Source organism: Listeria farberi (genome assembly GCF_014229245.1).
Classification (GTDB): Bacteria; Bacillota; Bacilli; order Lactobacillales; family Listeriaceae; genus Listeria; species Listeria farberi.
The window spans coordinates 34605-53939 of sequence record NZ_JAARZJ010000011.1 but is presented as its reverse complement, the minus strand read 5'-3'; the positions used below and the strand labels follow the sequence as shown (position 1 = coordinate 53939).

21 protein-coding genes are annotated in these 19335 nt (G+C 39.2%); 18 read left to right on the top strand and 3 right to left on the bottom strand.

Translation table 11 applies throughout. From position 1 onward, the window contains the following. Nucleotides 1–6 precede the first annotated feature (6 nt). Nucleotides 7–867, top strand: a complete 861-nt coding sequence (locus HCB45_RS10825; protein ID WP_185317911.1) for a hypothetical protein — start codon at nt 7–9, stop codon at nt 865–867. Nucleotides 868–908: 41 nt separating this feature from the next. On the opposite strand, the gene HCB45_RS10820 is transcribed toward HCB45_RS10825, so the two are convergent. After that, complete coding sequence (locus HCB45_RS10820; protein WP_185317912.1) at nt 909–1670, bottom strand: DeoR/GlpR family DNA-binding transcription regulator; 762 nt, start codon at nt 1668–1670, stop codon at nt 909–911. A gap of 194 nt (nt 1671–1864) precedes the next feature. Between HCB45_RS10820 and iolA the strand changes: the two genes are divergently transcribed. The 6 genes from iolA to HCB45_RS10790 all read left to right on the top strand — a co-directional run bounded on the left by iolA (nt 1865) and on the right by HCB45_RS10790 (nt 8055). After that, complete coding sequence (gene iolA, locus HCB45_RS10815) at nt 1865–3331, top strand: methylmalonate-semialdehyde dehydrogenase (protein ID WP_185317913.1); 1467 nt, start codon at nt 1865–1867, stop codon at nt 3329–3331. An 11-nt stretch (nt 3332–3342) separates the two neighbouring features. Then, a complete protein-coding gene (gene iolB, locus HCB45_RS10810) occupies nt 3343–4164 on the top strand; it encodes a 5-deoxy-glucuronate isomerase (protein ID WP_185317914.1) in 822 nt (273 codons plus the stop codon). Nucleotides 4165–4180: 16 nt separating this feature from the next. Then, complete coding sequence (gene iolC, locus HCB45_RS10805) at nt 4181–5158, top strand: 5-dehydro-2-deoxygluconokinase (protein ID WP_185317915.1); 978 nt, start codon at nt 4181–4183, stop codon at nt 5156–5158. Nucleotides 5159–5170: 12 nt separating this feature from the next. Continuing rightward, a complete protein-coding gene (gene iolD, locus HCB45_RS10800; protein ID WP_185317916.1) occupies nt 5171–7087 on the top strand; it encodes a 3D-(3,5/4)-trihydroxycyclohexane-1,2-dione acylhydrolase (decyclizing) in 1917 nt (638 codons plus the stop codon). Nucleotides 7088–7220: 133 nt separating this feature from the next. Further along, nucleotides 7221–7592 (top strand): iron chaperone, encoded by a 372-nt coding sequence (locus HCB45_RS10795; protein ID WP_185317917.1) that lies wholly within the window; start codon nt 7221–7223, stop codon nt 7590–7592. Between the two features lie 94 nt (nt 7593–7686). Next, nucleotides 7687–8055: a hypothetical protein gene (locus HCB45_RS10790; protein ID WP_185317918.1), complete on the top strand. Its 369-nt coding sequence runs from the start codon at nt 7687–7689 to the stop codon at nt 8053–8055. A gap of 23 nt (nt 8056–8078) precedes the next feature. Here the strand turns inward: HCB45_RS10790 and HCB45_RS10785 are convergent, their stop codons facing one another. Further along, a complete protein-coding gene (locus HCB45_RS10785) occupies nt 8079–9194 on the bottom strand; it encodes a low temperature requirement protein A (protein ID WP_185317919.1) in 1116 nt (371 codons plus the stop codon). 129 nt (nt 9195–9323) lie between these two features. Between HCB45_RS10785 and HCB45_RS10780 the strand changes: the two genes are divergently transcribed. The 6 genes from HCB45_RS10780 (at nt 9324) to HCB45_RS10755 (ending at nt 13197) form a co-directional block, all read left to right on the top strand. Further along, a complete protein-coding gene (locus HCB45_RS10780; RefSeq protein ID WP_185608054.1) occupies nt 9324–9989 on the top strand; it encodes a uracil-DNA glycosylase in 666 nt (221 codons plus the stop codon). A 161-nt stretch (nt 9990–10150) separates the two neighbouring features. Further along, on the top strand, nt 10151–10450 hold the full coding sequence (locus HCB45_RS10775; protein ID WP_185619856.1) for an NfeD family protein: 300 nt from the start codon (nt 10151–10153) through the stop codon (nt 10448–10450). After that, nucleotides 10447–11391 carry a flotillin-like protein FloA gene (gene floA, locus HCB45_RS10770; RefSeq protein ID WP_003723104.1) on the top strand — a complete coding sequence of 315 codons (945 nt, stop codon included), beginning with the start codon at nt 10447–10449 and terminating at the stop codon, nt 11389–11391. Before HCB45_RS10775 ends, floA begins: the two co-directional genes overlap by 4 nt. A gap of 34 nt (nt 11392–11425) precedes the next feature. Continuing rightward, nucleotides 11426–11878, top strand: coding sequence for a hypothetical protein (locus HCB45_RS10765; RefSeq protein ID WP_185317922.1), 453 nt, complete (start codon nt 11426–11428; stop codon nt 11876–11878). A 145-nt stretch (nt 11879–12023) separates the two neighbouring features. Continuing rightward, nucleotides 12024–12710 (top strand): NlpC/P60 family protein, encoded by a 687-nt coding sequence (locus HCB45_RS10760; RefSeq protein WP_185317923.1) that lies wholly within the window; start codon nt 12024–12026, stop codon nt 12708–12710. A gap of 61 nt (nt 12711–12771) precedes the next feature. Beyond that, nucleotides 12772–13197: a GNAT family N-acetyltransferase gene (locus tag HCB45_RS10755; RefSeq protein ID WP_185317924.1), complete on the top strand. Its 426-nt coding sequence runs from the start codon at nt 12772–12774 to the stop codon at nt 13195–13197. 3 nt (nt 13198–13200) lie between these two features. Here the strand turns inward: HCB45_RS10755 and proC are convergent, their stop codons facing one another. Beyond that, nucleotides 13201–14001: a pyrroline-5-carboxylate reductase gene (proC, locus tag HCB45_RS10750; protein WP_185619854.1), complete on the bottom strand. Its 801-nt coding sequence runs from the start codon at nt 13999–14001 to the stop codon at nt 13201–13203. A 127-nt stretch (nt 14002–14128) separates the two neighbouring features. On the opposite strand from proC, the gene HCB45_RS10745 reads away from it, so the two are divergent. The 5 genes from HCB45_RS10745 (at nt 14129) to mngB (ending at nt 19332) form a co-directional block, all read left to right on the top strand. Then, complete coding sequence (locus HCB45_RS10745) at nt 14129–14611, top strand: SRPBCC family protein (RefSeq protein ID WP_185608057.1); 483 nt, start codon at nt 14129–14131, stop codon at nt 14609–14611. A gap of 168 nt (nt 14612–14779) precedes the next feature. After that, nucleotides 14780–15238: a PTS sugar transporter subunit IIA gene (locus HCB45_RS10740; RefSeq protein ID WP_185317932.1), complete on the top strand. Its 459-nt coding sequence runs from the start codon at nt 14780–14782 to the stop codon at nt 15236–15238. Then, entirely contained in the window at nt 15235–15567 is a 333-nt protein-coding gene (locus HCB45_RS10735) for a PTS fructose transporter subunit IIB (RefSeq protein WP_185619852.1), read from the top strand. Before HCB45_RS10740 ends, HCB45_RS10735 begins: the two co-directional genes overlap by 4 nt. 3 nt (nt 15568–15570) lie before the next feature. After that, the gene (locus tag HCB45_RS10730; protein WP_003723113.1) at nt 15571–16683 is read left to right on the top strand and encodes a PTS fructose transporter subunit IIC; all 1113 of its coding nucleotides are present in this window, start codon (nt 15571–15573) and stop codon (nt 16681–16683) included. Between the two features lie 21 nt (nt 16684–16704). Then, nucleotides 16705–19332: a mannosylglycerate hydrolase gene (mngB, locus tag HCB45_RS10725; protein ID WP_185619850.1), complete on the top strand. Its 2628-nt coding sequence runs from the start codon at nt 16705–16707 to the stop codon at nt 19330–19332. Nucleotides 19333–19335 lie beyond the last annotated feature (3 nt).

Below are 19335 nucleotides of genomic sequence, written 5' to 3'. Positions count from 1 at the left end.
AGGTAAATGTTTAAAATTGTTGAATCAAAAATAAAGACTCACGGACAATTGTTTTACTTTATAAATTCAAATGAAAATGCAAAGGATACTCTCAAATTAAAAGATATCTATGAAGTCATGAAAGGCGATAAAAAGCAAAGTTTATCTATTGAACTGAAGAAAATAATAATTCTGCTGCTAGGCTTATTATTTCCTGTCTTAATGGTATGTAGTTTTGCTATAGAACTTGCTGGAGGAAGTTTTATTATTGCTAATAGTATCGTAATAATAGCAGAATTACTTATTATTATTTTAATGTGCCATCAATTTTTCAAAGCATATCCTCCTTTTCTAAGGAATTATGGATATAAAACTTATTGCTATTCAATAGCGAAACTAGCCTACATTTCTTATTTCGCAGTAGGACTTGGAATGACGAAAGGCAATTATATCATTAATTTTTCGGTGTTTTTGCTTACGATATTAGTTTTTCTGTACCTTTATAACAAGGTGGAGAAAAATATGATTTTAGAAGAAATTAATAAGACATTCAACCAGAATTATAAAACCTCGAAAGAGTTGACTATCATGTTAAGGATTTCTGGATTTTTAGCTGTAATTGCGTTAGTAGGTATGCAATTTTATAGAATGAATAAGTCTTGGATTATGACTTTGACTGGAGCTAACGAGGCTGCTACTAGTAGCGTATTAGATGATATGATAGGTATTGTTTTTGGGGTTCCGTTATTACTACTGATTACTTTAATCCCAACATTTTTTCTGTTTAAAGCAAATCTTTTCGTTCGAGGTAAAGTGATTGAAAAATATGCAGAGGAATTTCGGAGGACAACTAATTTTACCGAGAAAGAATGGTACGGAGAAAAATAGCTAAATCAAAGAAGACCCTTTCAGAAGAAAGGGTCTTCAAACTAAACCAACCTCACCAAAACCCCAACATCCGCACAATACCCCAAACACCCACCAGCCATTTCCTTCGACGTAACCAACCAATCAAATTCCGCCAACTCCCCGTAAGTAAGCAAAGCCGACTTATCCACCTTCGTATGATCCACCAGCAAAAATTTCTCCGTAGCTTTTTCCATCATATGTCGCTTAATCTCATACTCCAGAATATCCGAGTTCATCACCCCGTGCGTAGTCGAAAGCGCAGTCGCGGCCATGAAAGCTTTCGTAATATTGTATTTCTCAAAAAATCCCCAGTTCTCCACGCCGACAAATGATTTAGTACTCGGTTTAAAAGTCGAACCAATCACAATCAATTTCACATTATCCATTTCACTTGCAAAATTAATCACATCTAAGCTATTGGTAATAATAGTAATCTCCTTATCTGTTGGCAGAGCGGCAGCGAGACAGCTAGTCGTTGTGCCGGAATCAATAAAAATCAAATCATTCTCTTCAATAAAATCAGCGGCTGCTTTTCCGATAAGCTGTTTTTCAGCATGATTTTCAGTATCACGATTTTCGAACGGCCGAATTTCTTCGGGATTATTATAAACAGAAACGACACCACCATAGACTTTTTGGATGGTGTTTTTTTGGAGAAGTTTGGTAATATCGCGGCGAATAGTATTTTTAGAAACGTTGAATTGTTCGCATAAATCATCGAGGCTAATACTGCCTTTTTCGTGAATTAAATTCTCAATCGCTTGAATGCGTTGTACTTTCATTTTAAATTCATCCTTTGGCAAAATTATTTTAATTACACTATTTATAACACATGCTCAAAAGGTAATCAACTATGATTTTTTATGGTGAAGTTAGTGACAAAAATTAAATTGACTCTCCAATTTTATTGGCTTAAGATGGGGTTATAATCGATTGATGGTTAACTTATGAGTAATTTTAAGTGGAGGGATAATTTATGGCAGATGTACGGAAATTAAAGAATTATATTAACGGCGAATGGGTCGAGAGTAAGACGGATAAATACGAAGATGTCATCAATCCAGCGACGGGGGAAGTTCTGTGCCAAGTGCCAATATCGACGCGCGCGGAATTAGACCAGGCCATTACCATTGCCGAACAAGCTTTTGAAAAATGGAGCCAAGTTGCTGTACCAAGACGTGCACGGGTTCTATTTAGTTTCCAACAGTTACTCATTCAACATAAAGAAGAACTAGCAAGATTAATTACACTCGAAAATGGTAAAAATTTATCCGAGGCACGCGGTGAAGTGCAACGTGGTATTGAAAACGTTGAATTCGCGGCGGGAGCACCAACACTCATGATGGGTGATTCGCTTGCTTCGATTGCAACAGATGTGGAGGCGGCAAATTATCGCTATCCGGTCGGGGTTGTTGGTGGAATTGCACCATTTAACTTCCCGATGATGGTGCCATGTTGGATGTTCCCGATGGCCATTGCACTTGGTAACTCGTTTATTTTAAAACCATCCGAGAGAACGCCACTTCTAATGGAGAAATTGGTGGATTTGTTTTCCGAGGCTGGTCTTCCAAAAGGTGTGTTCAATGTGGTATACGGCGCGCATGATGTGGTTAATGGTATTTTAGAAAACGAAATAATTAAAGCGGTTTCTTTTGTTGGTTCTAAGCCAGTTGGGGAGTATGTCTATAAAACAGGGAGCGCGAATTTGAAACGTGTACAAGCTTTGACAGGCGCGAAAAACCATACGATTGTGCTTAATGATGCGGATTTAGAAGATACCGTGACGAATGTTATTTCAGCGGCATTTGGATCGGCTGGTGAACGTTGCATGGCGTGTGCGGTCGTCACAGTTGAAGAAGGCATCGCGGATAAGTTTCTAGCGGCACTTCGGACAGCCGCGCAGAATGTGAAAATTGGAAACGGGTTAGACGATGGCGTTTTCCTCGGTCCAGTAATTCGCGAAGAAAACCAAAAACGCACGATTGCTTATATTGAAAAAGGCGTGGAAGAAGGGGCGAAATTAACTGTAGATGGCCGTGAAACAGGGCTTTCTGAAGGACATTTTGTTGGACCGACAATTTTGGAAGATGTTACGACAGATATGACGATTTGGAAAGAGGAGATTTTTGCCCCAGTTTTATCTGTGATTCGTGTGAAAAATCTCCAAGAAGCAGTTCGGGTTGCGAACCAATCTGAATTTGCGAACGGAGCTTGTATTTTCACCAATAATGCCAAGGCAATCCGCTACTTTAGAGAAAAAATCGACGCTGGAATGCTTGGTGTGAATTTGGGTGTACCTGCTCCAATGGCGTTTTTCCCGTTTTCTGGTTGGAAATCGTCCTTTTATGGAACACTTCATGCGAACGGCAAAGACAGTGTAGATTTTTACACGCATAAAAAAGTTGTCACTGCGAGATATTCATTAAAAGGCTACGAAGAATAGGAGGAGCGAACATGAGCAAACTATTACGAAAACCGTTAAATGAAAAGATAAATCCTGGTGTTACGCTTGTTCAAGATATCAACCAAGAAAATTCTCCGCTTAATTACGTTGGTTTTCGCTTAATTGAACTGGAAAAAGGTGCCATTTATCAGGAGGAGCTTACTGATTTAGAGTGTTGCATTGTCGCGCTTACTGGGAAAATTACAGTGAGTGAGGGTACGCATGTTTTTTCTGAAATTGGAACAAGAGCGAACGTCTTTGAAAAAATTCCAACTGATAGCGTGTTTATTTCTGGTGGACGGGTGTTTCAAGTTAATGCAGACTCTGAAAAAGCTCGTGTGGCACTTTGTTACTCGCCGGCTGACCGAGATTTGCCAACGACGCTTATTAAAGCAAGCGATAATTCAATTGAGCAGCGTGGGAAATATCAAAATAAACGACTGGTACATAACATTTTGCCGGATGTGAGTGAGGTTGCGAGTAGTTTGTTGGTGGTGGAAGTCTATACAGATGGCGGGAATTTTTCGAGTTATCCACCGCATAAACATGACCGCGATAATTTGCCAGCAGAGTCACTTTTAGAAGAAAGTTATTATCATGAAATTAATCCGGAGCAAGGCTTTATTTTTCAACGTGTCTATACGGATGATCGTGCGCTTGATGAAACAATGGCAGTAGAGCATCAGAATGCAGTTGTTGTTCCAGAAGGCTACCATCCAGTGGGGGTTCCAGACGGATATGATTCTTACTATTTAAACGTGATGGCTGGACCGAAGCGGGTTTGGAAATTTCACAATGATCCAGACCATGAATGGATTTTAGAGCGAGACTAAGAGGAGGATTTGGAGCATGAATCTAAACAAACATAGCGAACGAAAATTTGATTTAATCACAGTAGGGCGCGCGTGCATTGATTTGAATGCGGTCGAATACAATCGTCCAATGGAAGAAACAATGACTTTTTCTAAATATGTGGGTGGTTCCCCGGCGAATATTGCGATAGGAACCGCAAAACTCGGCTTAAAAGTAGGTTTTATAGGCAAAATTTCAGATGATCAACATGGCAGATTTATCGAAAAATATATGCGCGATTTGGATATAAATACGGCTGGAATGGTGAAAGATACAGCTGGACGCAAAGTTGGTTTGGCGTTTACGGAAATCAAGAGCCCGGAAGAATGCAGTATTTTGATGTATCGTGAAACTGTAGCGGATTTATATTTAACGCCGGAAGAGATTTCGGAAGACTACATAAAAGAAACACGGGTGCTGCTCATTTCTGGTACAGCTTTAGCGCAAAGTCCATCACGGGAAGCTGTTTTAAAAGCAGTCCACTTAGCTCGGAAAAACGATGTGATAGTCGCTTTTGAACTGGATTATCGTCCGTATACTTGGAAAAATACGGAAGAAACAGCGGTTTATTATTCACTGGTCGCGGAACAAGCGGACGTGATTATTGGAACACGTGACGAATTCGATATGATGGAAAACCAAGTCGATGGTAACAATGAAGCAACAAAAGCGCATCTTTTCCAACATCAAGCAGAAATTGTCGTTATTAAGCATGGCGTGGAAGGCTCATTCGCATATACAAAAGCGGGCGAAACCTTCCGAGCACAAGCCTATAAAACTAAAGTACTCAAAACATTTGGCGCAGGGGATTCTTATGCATCTGCGTTCTTATATGGACTGTTTAGCGGCGAAAATATCGAAACAGCACTTAAATTCGGAAGTGCGGCAGCTTCGATTGTTGTTAGCAAGCATAGTTCTTCGGATGCGATGCCAACTGCCGACGAAATTAAAGCGCTCATCGCGCAAGCTGAGTAGGAGGGGATTATGGTGACTGAAAAAACAATTCGACTAACTACCGCGCAAGCTCTGGTGAAGTTTTTAAATCAACAGTATATTGAGGTGGACGGTGAATCTGCGCCGTTTGTGGACGGAATTTTTACATTGTTCGGGCACGGGAATGTGGTTGGAATTGGGCAAGCTTTGGAAGAGAATCCGGGTCATTTAAAAGTGTATCAAGGGAAAAATGAGCAGGGTATGGCGCACGCGGCAATTGCCTATGCAAAACAAAAAAATCGCCAGCGCATCTACGCGTGTTCCACATCAGCTGGACCAGGTTCCGCTAACTTAATTACAGCAGCCGGTACCGCATTTGCGAACAATTTACCAGTGTTATTTTTGCCAGCCGACACATTCGCAACTAGACAGCCCGACCCTGTTTTACAACAACTAGAGCATGAGTCGAGCACAGCAATCACCACTAACGACGGCTTCCGGGCAGTCTCCAGGTATTTTGACCGCGTGCAACGACCAGAACAACTCATGAGTGCTCTGATTCGCGCTTTCGAAGTAATGACCAATCCAGTAAGCGCCGGTCCAGCAACAATCTGCATCGCGCAAGACACAGAAGGAGAAGCGTTCGATTATCCAGTTGAATTTTTCCAAAAGCGGATTCACTATCTTAATCGGCAAATTCCGACAAAACGCGAACTAACCGAGGCGGCGAAACTTATCAAAGCTAGCCAGACCCCGGTAATCATTGTCGGAGGTGGAGCACGCTATTCAGATGCCCGCAAAGAATTAATCGCCCTCTCCGAACAAAACGACATTCCGCTCGTTGAAACGCACGCTGGAAAATCCACTGTTGAGTTTAGCTTCAAAAATAACCTAGGAGGCACGGGTATTCTTGGTACGCTGGCTGCAAATAAAATAATCCACAATGCCGATTTAGTGATTGGAATTGGCACGCGTTATACTGATTTCACAACGAGCTCCAAGACAGCCTTTAACCCAACAACTAAATTTATCAATATCAACGTCAACCGTATGCAAACTTACAAACTAGATGCCTTCCAAGTGGTCGGTGATGCCAAAGCAACCCTAGCCGAACTCGCACCACTTTTAAAAAGGTACAAAACCCAATTTGGTGACAAGATTGCTGCATACAAAAAAGAATGGCTAAAAGAACGAACGCGTCTGCAACATACAAAATTCAATCGGGATAATTTTACACCAGAAATCAAAAATCAATTCGACCAAGCAATTCTAAACGAATACGCAGATAGCTTACGGACTGAATTCACGCAAACCGAAGCACTAATTACAATTAATGATACCGTGGCGCCAGATAGCATCGTAGTTTGTTCAGCTGGTTCACTTCCGGGCGACCTGCAACGACTCTGGAATCCAGCCGTGCCAAACACGTATCACCTAGAATACGGCTATTCTTGCATGGGTTACGAAATTAACGGCGCTCTAGGCGCAAAAATGGCCGCAAGCGATAACCAAGAAGTATACGCTATCGTCGGCGATGGCAGTTTCTGCATGTCCCACTCTGAACTGCTGACTTCCTTGCAATACGGCAAAAAAATTAACATTATGCTCTTCGATAATTCCGGATTTGGCTGTATTAATAATCTTCAAATGGCAAATGGGAGTGACAGTTTCTTCTGTGAATTCCGCGATAACAACAACCAAATCATGCAAGTCGATTACGCCAAAATTGCAGAAGGCTACGGAGCTAAAGTCTATAAAGCCAACACAAAAGAAGATTTGATCAATGCGGTAGAAGATGCCAAAAAACAAACCAAAACAACTTTAATCGAAATGAAAGTGTTGCCTAAAACCATGTCAGAAGGATATCTTAATTGGTGGAATGTAGGAGTTTCCGAAGTTTCAAATAAAGAAAGCATCACCCGAGCATACGAAGCAAAACAAGCGAATCTGAAAAAAGCACGACTATATTAAGCTAAACAAAAACAAGTCTGACATAAAGGCTTGTTTTTTTGTTTGCAGTACCTAACAGCCAGGCTTTGCATCACAGCAGTTTTTCTTTATAATAAGAGTAATTGTAAGATTATGTTATTTAGGAGGAAATAATATGGAAGCTTTTGCAGAATATCTAGCTGAGATTGAAAACCCGGAACACCGCGCGAGAATGCAAGAAGTTTTAATCTGGGTGGCGGAGAAATTTCCAAATCTAAAGCCAGAAATCAAATGGAATACACCAATGTTCACCAATAACGGTACCTTCATCATTGGATTCTCAATGGCAAAACAGCATATGAGTGTTTCCCCAGAAGTAGCTGGAATTGAGCGTTTCGAAGCGGACCTTAAAGATGCAGGTTATAGTCATACGAAAGGTATTTTCCGGATTTTATGGAAGAAACCGGTAGATTTTGATTTACTAGCAAAAATAATCGAGTTTAATATTCAAGATAAAGCAAATTATACTAGTTTTTGGCGCGTTTAAGTAATTTTTAGTTACTTTGTCGCGTAGTAAATCCAGATTTTTTATGCCATAATTAATAAGCTAAAATGTATATTTTATAAAAGAGTGGTGTGAAATGCGTATTTTTTGTGGGATTATGTCAATCCAAGCAGGTTTTATCGGTGCTCTTGCTGAAATACTAAGCCCGGACAGTAAAAAAAATAACTTGTTCATGATACCAGAAGATCTTGCGGCATCATCAGGCTATTTAATGTCACTTGCGATGATTTTAGCAGGAATCCTCATTATTTGTGCTTATCGAAATGATTTTCTAATATTTATGGCACTAATTTTATGGCTATTTGGGCTTGTTTTTGGACTGATTTTCACCCCTAGTTATTCGGGATTCTATTTTCGTCCAATTGTATGTTTAATAAGCTTCTTAATGGGCCTGTTTATTTTTACGGATTATACAAGGCATCGAGATATGAACGAAGAAAGGTGAGCGAAATGCCCACCTTTTTTTATTTATATACGTGCAAGTCGCGAAGTCCCAAACTGTAACCCAAGATCAATCAATGCGCAAATCCAAATACTTACAAAACTAACAAATAACGGCAAATCTGTGTAAAGATTGAGGAAAAATAAACCAATTAGAAGTAATAATAACAATGCATCTTTCCAAATAGAAAAGCTCACTTCTACCTTTTTATGGGCTATAAAAACGAATTGTTTTGAGATGAAAAATAGTACTACAGAGCCAAACAACATCAAAAGTAAGACATCTTTTTCTAAATGATCTTCATACAGTAAATGCAAGTTCGCTGCGAGGAGCATAATGGAAATAATAATAAAAAAATGTCCATATATTAAGTACTGACCATGTGTCTCTTTATGATGATCGACTATTTTTTCAAAACTATGAAAGTAAGAGATGAAGAGTGTACTGATAATTAGAAAACCAAGAAAAGTATAGCTAATAGTATATAAATCAAGCGTATGTCCGACTAAAATAGTAGTAATCGCAACGATGCTCTCACCAAATGTAATAATGACAAACAAACCAAATCGCTCTGCCAAATGCGGGAAATCAACGGGAACTTTCCGTAATGTTTTTGCTAAGAATAACGGTAAAATAATATCAACTGCGATACCTAGATACATTACTAAATAACGAATAAAGCCATCAAAGAAAACAGAAGTAGCTGTCGTGAAAACCCCTAACAGAAACACACTTCCAAGTATAATTGCCACCTTGCGCGCGTTTCCACCTAGCTGTCTACTAATAACAAAATACTGAATAACCGTAATCAATCGAATGCCTAAATAACCAATTAAAAAAGTATAGTACGTATTTGAAAAAGTTAAATCAAAGCTCGCTGTCATCAATATCAAGAAAAACATTTGCGGTAACATATAAAGTTCAGGTAATTTTAACTTTTCACCAAATCGGTTGAAAAACATCGTCTGCCCCACCCATGCCCAAAACATCGGCGTTACCATCAGTAAGTATTCGCCAAAATAAACAGCAGTTTTATCAGGATGATTATCAACACTAAGTAAAAGATGGGTCGTGGAAGCAACCGCGGTAACAAATATTAAATCAAAAAATAACTCTAGCCAAGAAACTTTCCGTTCTGTCATTGTTTCACCCCTTTAAATCCTCTTTTTTAAAATTATACCACGCGGAAAGCTATTCTTATTTACTTTTGACATTGGCTTGCCGAGAAAAGTATAATGGAGGGACAAATTACTAGGACGGGAGAGAGCAAAATGGTGAAAACTTGGGATGAATTTTTAGAGCAAGAAGCCAAACAGTCTTATTTTATAGAATTGATGAAAGCTGTGAGTGAAGCGAGAGAAAATGGAAATGTTTATCCAACAGAGGAAGATATGTTTTCGTGTTTTCGCTTATGCCCTTATGATAAAGTCAAAGTTGTCATCCTTGGTCAAGATCCTTATCATGGCCCGGGGCAGGCACACGGCTTAAGTTTTTCTGTGCAAAAAGGCGTTCGAATCCCACCAAGCCTTCGAAATATTTACAAGGAACTAAAAAGCGACTTGGATATTGATCCAGCTAGTCACGGTTATCTTGCTAAATGGGCGGAACAGGGAGTTTTACTAATGAACACAAGCTGGAGTGTGGAGGAAGGGAAAGCCGGAAGCCACAAAAAATTAGGTTGGGCGACATTTACCGACCATGTTTTAGAAGAGTTAAATAATTATGATAAGCCGCTTGTCTTTATTTTATGGGGAAATCACGCTATAAAAGCTGCAAGTGGTATTACAAACCCAAAACATTTACTGATTAAAGGGGTGCATCCGTCTCCTCTTGCCGCAAGCCGTGGCTTTTTTGGAAGTAAACCATTTTCAAAAACTAATGAATTTTTAAAAGAAAATGGCAGAGCTCCAATTGATTGGGATTTAAATAGTAAATAATAGTAATTCTTGGAAGTTTTTTTCCTATTATAAACTTTTCTATAAAAGTGAAAAAATTTACAGAATAATTACTAAAAGCTTTTTACATAAGGTTTCTTTCATGTTATGGTTATTACAGGAGAAAGTATAAATTTAAAAAAGTTCCTAAAGAAGGTGACGGTTTGAAGCATAATTTTACAGAAGATGACTTTGTTTATGGAGAATCATGGGGACTCGTTCATCGGGGGGTTTTAGAGGACAAAGAAATAGATCGAATGAAAGCGCTACGAGACAAAGTAGTGGGCAAAAAAGGTGTAGCACAAACGACGCTTAAACCAATTGGAAGTGTCAGAATAGACGGAGAAGTCTATGAAGCTCGCTTGAAAACAGGTTATTTGGAAGTTGGAAAACCAATAATTGCGGTAGGTATCGATTTTGGATACGTACTAGTCAATGAAGATATACAGGAGGGAGAAAAATGACAATGATTGGACCAATTATTATCGCAGTATTGATTATCATCTTTTTAATCGTATTTTTCACTTTAGTACCAGTGGGGTTATGGATTAGCGCATTATCCGCACGTGTACCAGTAGGACTAGGAACTTTAATCGGAATGAGATTACGTCGCGTTGTACCTTCTCGCGTTGTAAAACCGTTAATTAAAGCAGTAAAAGCAGGACTTGATTTAGAAGTAAACCAACTTGAAAGTCACTATTTAGCAGGCGGGGACGTGGATAACACAGTTGATGCGTTAATCGCCGCACACCGCGCAAATATTGAATTAGATTTCAGCCGTGCAGCAGCAATTGACCTTGCTGGACGTGACGTACTTGAAGCAGTACAAACTTCCGTAACACCAAAAGTTATCCGTACACCTGAATTTACTGGTGTGGCGCAAAACGGGGTAGAAGTAAAAGTTATCACACAAATTACCGTACAATCTAATATTGAACGTATCGTCGGTGGTGCTGGTGAAGATACAGTTATCGCGCGTGTTGGTGAAGCCGTAGTATCTACAGTCGGTGAAACGAGAGAACATACAGATGTACTCGAAAATCCAAACAGCATTTCGAAAAAAGTCCAAGAGCAAGGACTTGGAGACGGAACAGCTTATACTATTCTATCCATTGATATCGCTGAAATGCGTATCGGTGACAACATTAAAGCGAAACTAGACATCGAAAAAGCGAATGCAGACATGGAAGTTGCTCAAGCAGCTGCATCGAAACGTAAAGCAGAAGCGATTGCCCTAGAACAAGAAAACAGAGCAGCAGTAGTAGCGGCAGAAGCAGAAGTGCCACGCGCTCTTTCTCGCGCTTTAGAAGAAGGAAACCTAGGCGTAATGGATTACTACAAAATGGAAAATGTTCAATCGGATACAGCAATGCGTGAGTCGATTGCACACGAAGACGAAAAATAAACCTTGATCTTTTGCAAGAAAGAAGGTGTTTTCATTGGACTTTAGTGATTTTCTAAATAGTGGTTGGGAAGGTGTCTTAGTTATCCTTGGGGTAATTGGCGTTATTGTAAATCTTCTTAGTAAATCTGGCAAGAGCGCTGATAGCGAAAAAAAAGAACCATCCAAGCTAAACCAAATGTCGCGTGCGAACTACAAGCCGCAACATCAAAACCAAACCACTAAAAAACCAGAAAAACGAAAAGTATCACAAGGAACTTTTACACAAAATAAAGAACAAGACAAAGTTATCGCGGAACAAAAAGCTGCACAAGAGAAAATGTTAAGAGAAATCCGCCGGGAATCCGACGTGGCCAAAGGGAAAAAGATAATGAAAACTTCCACGCACCGCCCTAAAAAAGCTCGAAAATTACGGGGTAGGCTACAGGAAGCAATAATTACAAAAGAAATCCTTGATAAGCCAGTCTCTTTACGAAAAAACCATTTATAGAAATAAGCCCAAGAACTAGTTTCTTGGGCTTATTTTTTTCCTGTGTCCAAACTGTTACATAATAAAGTTAAGTTTTAAAATAGCTGTATTACAACTGTAACATTGACCTGCTATGCTGTGTGTATATAAAAAAGGGGTGCGTGGATTGAAAATAATAGCAGCGAGAAGAAAGATTTTTTTTGCGTTGATAGCTTTAATAATTTCTTTTTCAGTACTATTTTTACCAACAAATAGCGCATTAGCAGCAACTACCTACAAAATGACTACAACAGCTGATGTAAATGTTCGCACAACAGATAGTACAAGTGGCAAAGTCATCGGTTTTTACAAAAAAGGTACAACGATTACTTTTACAGCCAAAACAAAAAATAATTGGTATAAAACATCCTATAAGGGTAAAACTGGTTATGTTTCAGGAAAGTGTGTAACTACATATAAAGCGCCTGTTGCCACTTCGACACAAAGTTTTACTTCGTTAAATAACGAAGCAAGAAAACACCTTGGCAAACGCTATAAAATGGGCGCAACTGGTCCAAGTTGCTTTGATTGTTCTGGATATACGCAATATGTATATTCAAAAGGAATAAAAAAAGCTATTCCTCGGACAGCGAAACAACAATATGCCTCCGCCAAAAAAATTAAAGCTAGTGAACTAAAAAACGGTGACTTAATTTTCTTTAATTACGGTAAAGGAATTGCCCATGTTGGGATTTATGTAGGAAATGGAAAAATGCTGAATGCACAAAATAACGGCGTAAAATATGACACTATCAAATCTGGCTACTGGAAAAAATATATTGCTGGTTACGGCCGTGTAGCAAACTTAAAATAATTTTACAAAGCGTCACTTTCAGGTGATGCTTTTTTGTGTAGTTAATAAGGAGGAATCATAAGTGGATTTTAGTATAAAAGAAATGACATTAGAAGAGTTGGAACCTAAAGTAATCGAAGGTCTGATGAATCATAAAGAGAGAATGGGCTACTCGATACCTAAAAGTGAACCTGTTTTTATTGGATTTGCAGCCGTAAATCAAGCAGGAGAAATAGTCGGTGGCGTGACAGCTAAAACGAGTTACGGTGAACTCCATGTGTCTCTGCTTTCAGTAGATCAAAAAATGCAAGGAACAGGGGTAGGAACAGCATTAATAGAACAAATAGAAAGATATGGTAGAGACAATCATTGCCACCATATCTCTCTAACAACATTCAGTTACCAAGCTCCAGAATTTTATAAAAAATGTGGTTTCATAGAGCTTGGTCGAATTAAAGATTTTCCATTAAAAGGTGAGGAAAAATACTTTTTCGTCAAATATCTTTGAAATTTACATCGAACGGTTCTTGCTAGCTGCGGCTTGAACAGCACTAATAACAGATGAGCGGAAACCATTATCTTCAAGCGACTTGACTGCTTCAATCGTAGTTCCACCAGGAGAGGTGACCATATCTTTTAATTTCCCAGGGTGTTCGCCAGTTTCTAATACCATTTTTGCGGCACCAAGAACGGCTTGAGCTGCAAATTTATAAGCTTTATCCCGCGGCATACCATTTAAAACAGCTCCATCAGCAAGCGCCTCGATAAACATATACACATACGCTGGGGACGAACCACTGACTCCTACTACTGCATCCATTAAGTTCTCAGGAACTACTTCTGCTTTTCCAAAACTAGAAAAAATAGAAGAGATATCTGCTGTTTCTTCTGCAGTTACATTACTATTAGGCGAAATGGAAGACATTGCCTCACCGACAAGAGCTGGCGTGTTCGGCATAACCCGAACAATTTTGGTTTCTTTGGAAGTGAGTTCTTCTAAATCTTGGATAGTTACGCCAGCTGCTACAGAAATAATAATTTTATCCGGTGTTAGCTTCTTCTTTATAGTAGTTAAAATCTCTGGGATAGTATAAGGTTTCACCGCTAAAATAACAATATCTGCTTGTTCTACGAGTTTTTCGGTATCGGTTGTTATTTGCAGGCCAGTAAATTCCGTTTCAAGTGGTTTTAATTTTTCGATACTCCGCCCACCAACAATGATTTCATCTCTTTTCACTAAATTGGCTTGTGCTAAGCCTCGAATCATCGCGGTTCCCATATTTCCTGCTCCAATAAAGCCGATTTTCTTCATTCTATTCGCCCCTAACAAAATTCGTTTTTTCTATTATCTCATGTTACACGGCTTTGTCCAGTTTTTCCAAGTTGCGATAGTATATCAACTATGCGAAAATGAAAACAAAATAGTGGGAGGGATTTAGATGAACGAATCAATTTGTAAACGGGATAACGACGGAGCTGTAGTTAATTTTGAATTGGAAATTAGTGCAACAAAAGCAGATGTTTTTGCATTATTAACGACAAACGAGGGACTAGCTAAGTGGTTTGATGAACTAGAAATAGGATCATTAGAGGCAGATGGATATCTTCTTTTCGTCATGACGCCTGAAGAAAAAATAACCATGCCAATTCGTACATTTGAACCTAACCAAAAATTTGCTTTCGAGTGGGACCAAGATGAAGTTGCCTTTGAACTAAATGAAATCACAGCAAATAAAACAAGGTTGACTTTCACCGAACAACTTACGACTATTACAGAACATAGCCCAAGAGATATTTCCGGTTGGCATATTTGCTTGAAGAAATTACAAGCGAGCGCAGAAGGAAAAATATATGATTTTAACAAAGCAGAGTTCGAAACGCTCTTTGCCAAGTATCAAAAAGAATTAAATATCGAAAAATAAATCCTTTAAAAAAGCCATAAAGAGAGCTGTAATTGCTCTCTTTATGGCTTTTTGCTGTTTCAATTAAATTTTTTCCACTTTAACTGGAAATTCCTTATGTTCAAAAAAGTAATCGGTTTCATTAAAATGTAAGTGTAAGCAAGGCATGAAAAAATACGGGGTGACAAAATGATAGTATCAGAAGAACAATTATTTTTAAATCAGCATCTAAGCACTAAAGAAGAAGTGCTAGCTTTTATTGCAGACAAAGCAGCCGAAATTGGAATTACGACAAATTCGGCACAAGTGGAGCGTGACTTATGGGCTCGCGAAAAAGAATATGCAACAGCAGTACAACAATTAATCGCCATTCCACATGCGAAAACGGAGGCAATATCGGAAGCAAAACTGCTTTTCATTCGTCTAGTAGAACCGATTGATTGGGATTCCAAAGAAGGCTTTAAAGCACAAGCTATTTTTGCGATATTAGTTCCAGCAAGTGAGGCCAGCCAGCAACATTTGAAAATTTTATCAAGTGTGGCTGTGAATTTACTAGAAGAAGCATTTCAAGAACAAATTTTAACGATTCAAACGGAACATGAGCTGATGGATTACTTGAAAGATAATTTGGAAGGAGAATTAATATGAAAGTTATAGGGGTTACGTCATGTATTGCAGGGCTTGCGCATACACCAATGGCAGCCAAAGCACTAGAAAAAGCTGGAGTTAAATTAGGACACGATGTCAAAATTGAACAACAAGGAGCGATGGGCACTATTGATGAAATTACGCCAGCCGAAGTAAGTGCAGCAGATGTAGTTATCATTGCGGCGGATAAAGTGATTGACGGGGAAGACCGTTTCAAAGGAAAACCAGTCGTTCGTGTGAAAATTGGTCAATGTGTCGCGAACGGGGAAGCGGTGTTAAGTAAAGTTGTTGCAGCAATTGAAGCACGTAAACAAAAGGAGGCTAATTAGGTCATGAAAGGGAAATTAAACGAAGCAAAAGATCACTTAATGTCTGGTATATCCTACGCACTACCGGTCATAATCGCAGGGTCACTTGTTGTAGCTGTTGCAAAATTAATTGGGATTATCGGCGGGGTTACAAATTTAGATGCCTACGCAGATGCAAGCGGATTTTATCATTACGTTTACTTATTCCAAAATGTTGGTTGGGCGGCGATTGGCTTACTTAACTTAGTACTTGCTGGATATATTGCTTATTCTATCGCTGGAAAACCGGCTCTTGCTGCTGGTTTTGTCGGTGGGGTCCTTGCTACTAGTACAAATGCTGGTTTCTTAGGTGCCGTGGTCGCTGGTTTCTTCGCTGGTTGGTTAACAAACTGGGTGAAAAAACATGTTCGAATCACTGGACCTGCTGCTAGTTCTTTACCACTAATTATTTTGCCACTTATTACGGTTGGTGCCACGGGGATACTGATGTCGCTGATTCTCGGTGGGCCACTTGGTTGGTTAAACCAAACGTTACTTGATTGGGTAACTGAAATGTGTAAAAACGATACAAACGTCATTATTCTCGCACTTATTTTAGGAGCAATGATTGGATTTGACCTTGGTGGACCGGTAAACAAAGCTGCTTGGATGGCTGGGAATGCGCTATTTATGAGTGGAATTTATCTACCTTCAATCATGATTAATGTCGCAATTTGTATTCCGCCACTTGGCTACGGAATTGCTACACTTTTACGTAAAAAGAATTATTCTACTACATTCAAAGAAGCCGGAAATGGTGCACTAATTATGGGACTGATTGGCGTTACAGAAGGTGCGATTCCATTTACACTACGTAGCCCTGGTAAATTAATTCCACTAAATGTTATTGCCTGTGCGATTGGTAGTGCAGTAACAATGGGGCTTGGCGCTTATGTGAAAATGCCGCCGATTGGTGGAATGTACGGTTTCTTCACCATTGGTAACGGCTGGGCTTACTTAGTTGGTGGCTTGGTTGGTGCATTCATCATCGGAATCTGCGCTAACTTATTCGTGAATTTCACCGAAGAAGAAACAGCTGCTGCAGATGATGCTGTGGACGATATCGATATTAGTTTTGATGAAATAGAGATTAAATAATAGTTGGAGGATTTAATTAAAATGGCTAAAACGAAAGTACATGTAATTCCGCATTCACATTGGGATAGAGAATGGTATTTCACTTCAAGCCGTTCAACAATCTATTTAGTGAAGCATTTAAAAGAAGTAATTGAAACATTAGAAGCAAAAGATAATTATCATTTTTATTTGATGGATGCCCAAAGTTCATTAATAGAAGATTATTTGCGCTACTGCCCTGAAGATAAAACTAGATTAGAAAAACTTATTGCTGAAAAACGGCTTATTACAGGCCCTTGGTATACTCAAACGGACCAATTAGTCATTTCACAAGAATCGATTGTTAGAAACTTGCTATATGGAACGAGAATGGCTCGCGAAATGGGACATAGCATGGCTGTTGGTTATGTCCCAGATGCGTTCGGACAAGGTGGTAACATGCCGCAAATTTATAAAGAATTTGGTATATCGAAGTTTCTGTTTTGGCGTGGTGTTGCTGATAATCGCTTGAAACAAACTGAATTTATTTGGCAGGGCGATGACGGGACGGAAATGCTTGCGGAACAAATTCCATTCGGCTATTACTACGGAGCAAATATTCCAGAAAATGAAGCGGAACTTAAGACTTATTTGGATGAGCAAATTGGCGCTTTGGAAGAAAAAGCATCCACGCCAAACGTATACTTCCCAAACGGCTTAGACCAAGCACCAGTCAGAAAAAATTTGCCGGATTTGGTTGCGAAATTTAATGAATTAGATCATTCGCGTGAATACCAAATCGCTTCACCAGAAACTTTTTTTGCTGATTTGGAAAAAGATGTAACTGATTTACCAGTCATTGCTGGGGAATTAACAGAAGGTAAACATAGCCGTCTGCACAAATCGATTTTCTCCACTCGGGCGGATTTAAAACAAGCAAATAATGAAATCGAAAACTTTCTAAGCAATATACTAGAGCCAGTTCTGTCGATAAGCTACGCACTTGGAAATCGTTATCCGCACAATGAGCTCGCGGAAATTTGGAAACTGATGTTTGAAAATGCTGCACACGATAGCATTGGCGGCTGTAACAGTGACACGACTAACCGTGACGTCAAACATCGCTATAAATTGGCTTCGGATTTAGCAACCAATTTACTCGATTTAAACATGCGCCTCATCAGTGAAAAAATCGAACAAAAACAACCATTCCAATTTACCGTTTTCAACCCACTGCCATACGAAAAAAGCGGCGTGATTAAAATGACCGCGTATATCCCAGAAGGCAATTTCATCATAGAAGACGCGCGAGGAAACGAGCTTGAATACACAATTCAAGAGAAAAAGGACTTAACTGAATACGTCTTAAATCAACATATCGACCTAAATCCTAGTAAATCCGTTTATTTACCAGAAAAAGTCTTTTTAGCAACGATGCTAGTAAATGTAAATAACCTGCCAGCACTAGGATACGATACCATCTACTTTAATTTAGAAAAAGAAACACCAGAGCAAGAACCAACACAATCCGCCACGAGCAAAATTGAAAACGAATTTTATGAAATCCAGCTAGCAGCCAACAATTCACTAACGATTTATGATAAAAAAGCGGGTAGAACCTATACAGATCAAATGATTTTTGTGGAAAATGGCGACGATGGTGATTCGTATAACTATTCTCCACCACGTAAAGACCTTGTAATTTCATCGAAAGAAGCGGTAGTGGAAAGCATAGAGTCTAGCATATCAAGCGTCAACCAAGCATTAACTATTTCTTTCAAGTTAAATGTACCGTATAATTTAGAAGAACGTGCAAATGGTGAAAAAAGTAACGAAATGACTATCAAAACAGTAATTTCTTTACGTAAAAATGAAGAACTCATTCGCTTTGATGTCCAAGTTGCTAATCAAGTACTGAGTCACAGGTTATGTGTCACTTTCGCAACAGAAATTGCTAGCAAATTCTCAACAGCTGATCAATTATTCGCCCCAATCAATCGTCCGGTTCGTCTTCCAGAAATGGACATATGGGAAGAGGAAGAGTGGCAAGAAGCACCAATTTCGATTGAAGCGATGCAAAGTTTTGTGAGCTTACACGATGCAACACACGGGGTTGCTGTAATGACAGAAGGCGTGCGCGAATACGAAATCATTGGTGAAAATTACGATACGATTTCCTTAACCTTGTTCCGCACATTTAGCCATATGGGTAAAACCGATTTACTATATCGTCCAGGTCGTGCTTCCGGTGAATCGATTGTTGCAACACCAGACGCGCAGCTACTTGGTAAAATAAACGCAACATTCGCGCTAACTTTATTTGAGAGTTCTTTTGATGAAGCGAATATTGCGAAAAAAGCAAAAGAATATTTGTCGAACCCGCCAGTTTACCAAATGTCTGATTTCCTAAACGGCCGCTTGATTTATGTTTACCGGGACGAAGAAAAAATGCTAGATGCCACATATAGTCTAGCACTTCCGACAATAGACGGAGCGATTATTAGTGCAGTGAAAAAAGCCGAAGACAGCGATGCTTTCATTACGCGTTTTTTCAATCCATATTTACAAAAAGAAATTACCATCCCAGAAATTTTCCAAGGCAAGGAATGTCATTTGGACGAAAGCAAGTCAAACGAGAAAGAAACGACATTAAAACATGCCAAAGTACAAACGTATTTGTTTAAAAATTAAAGT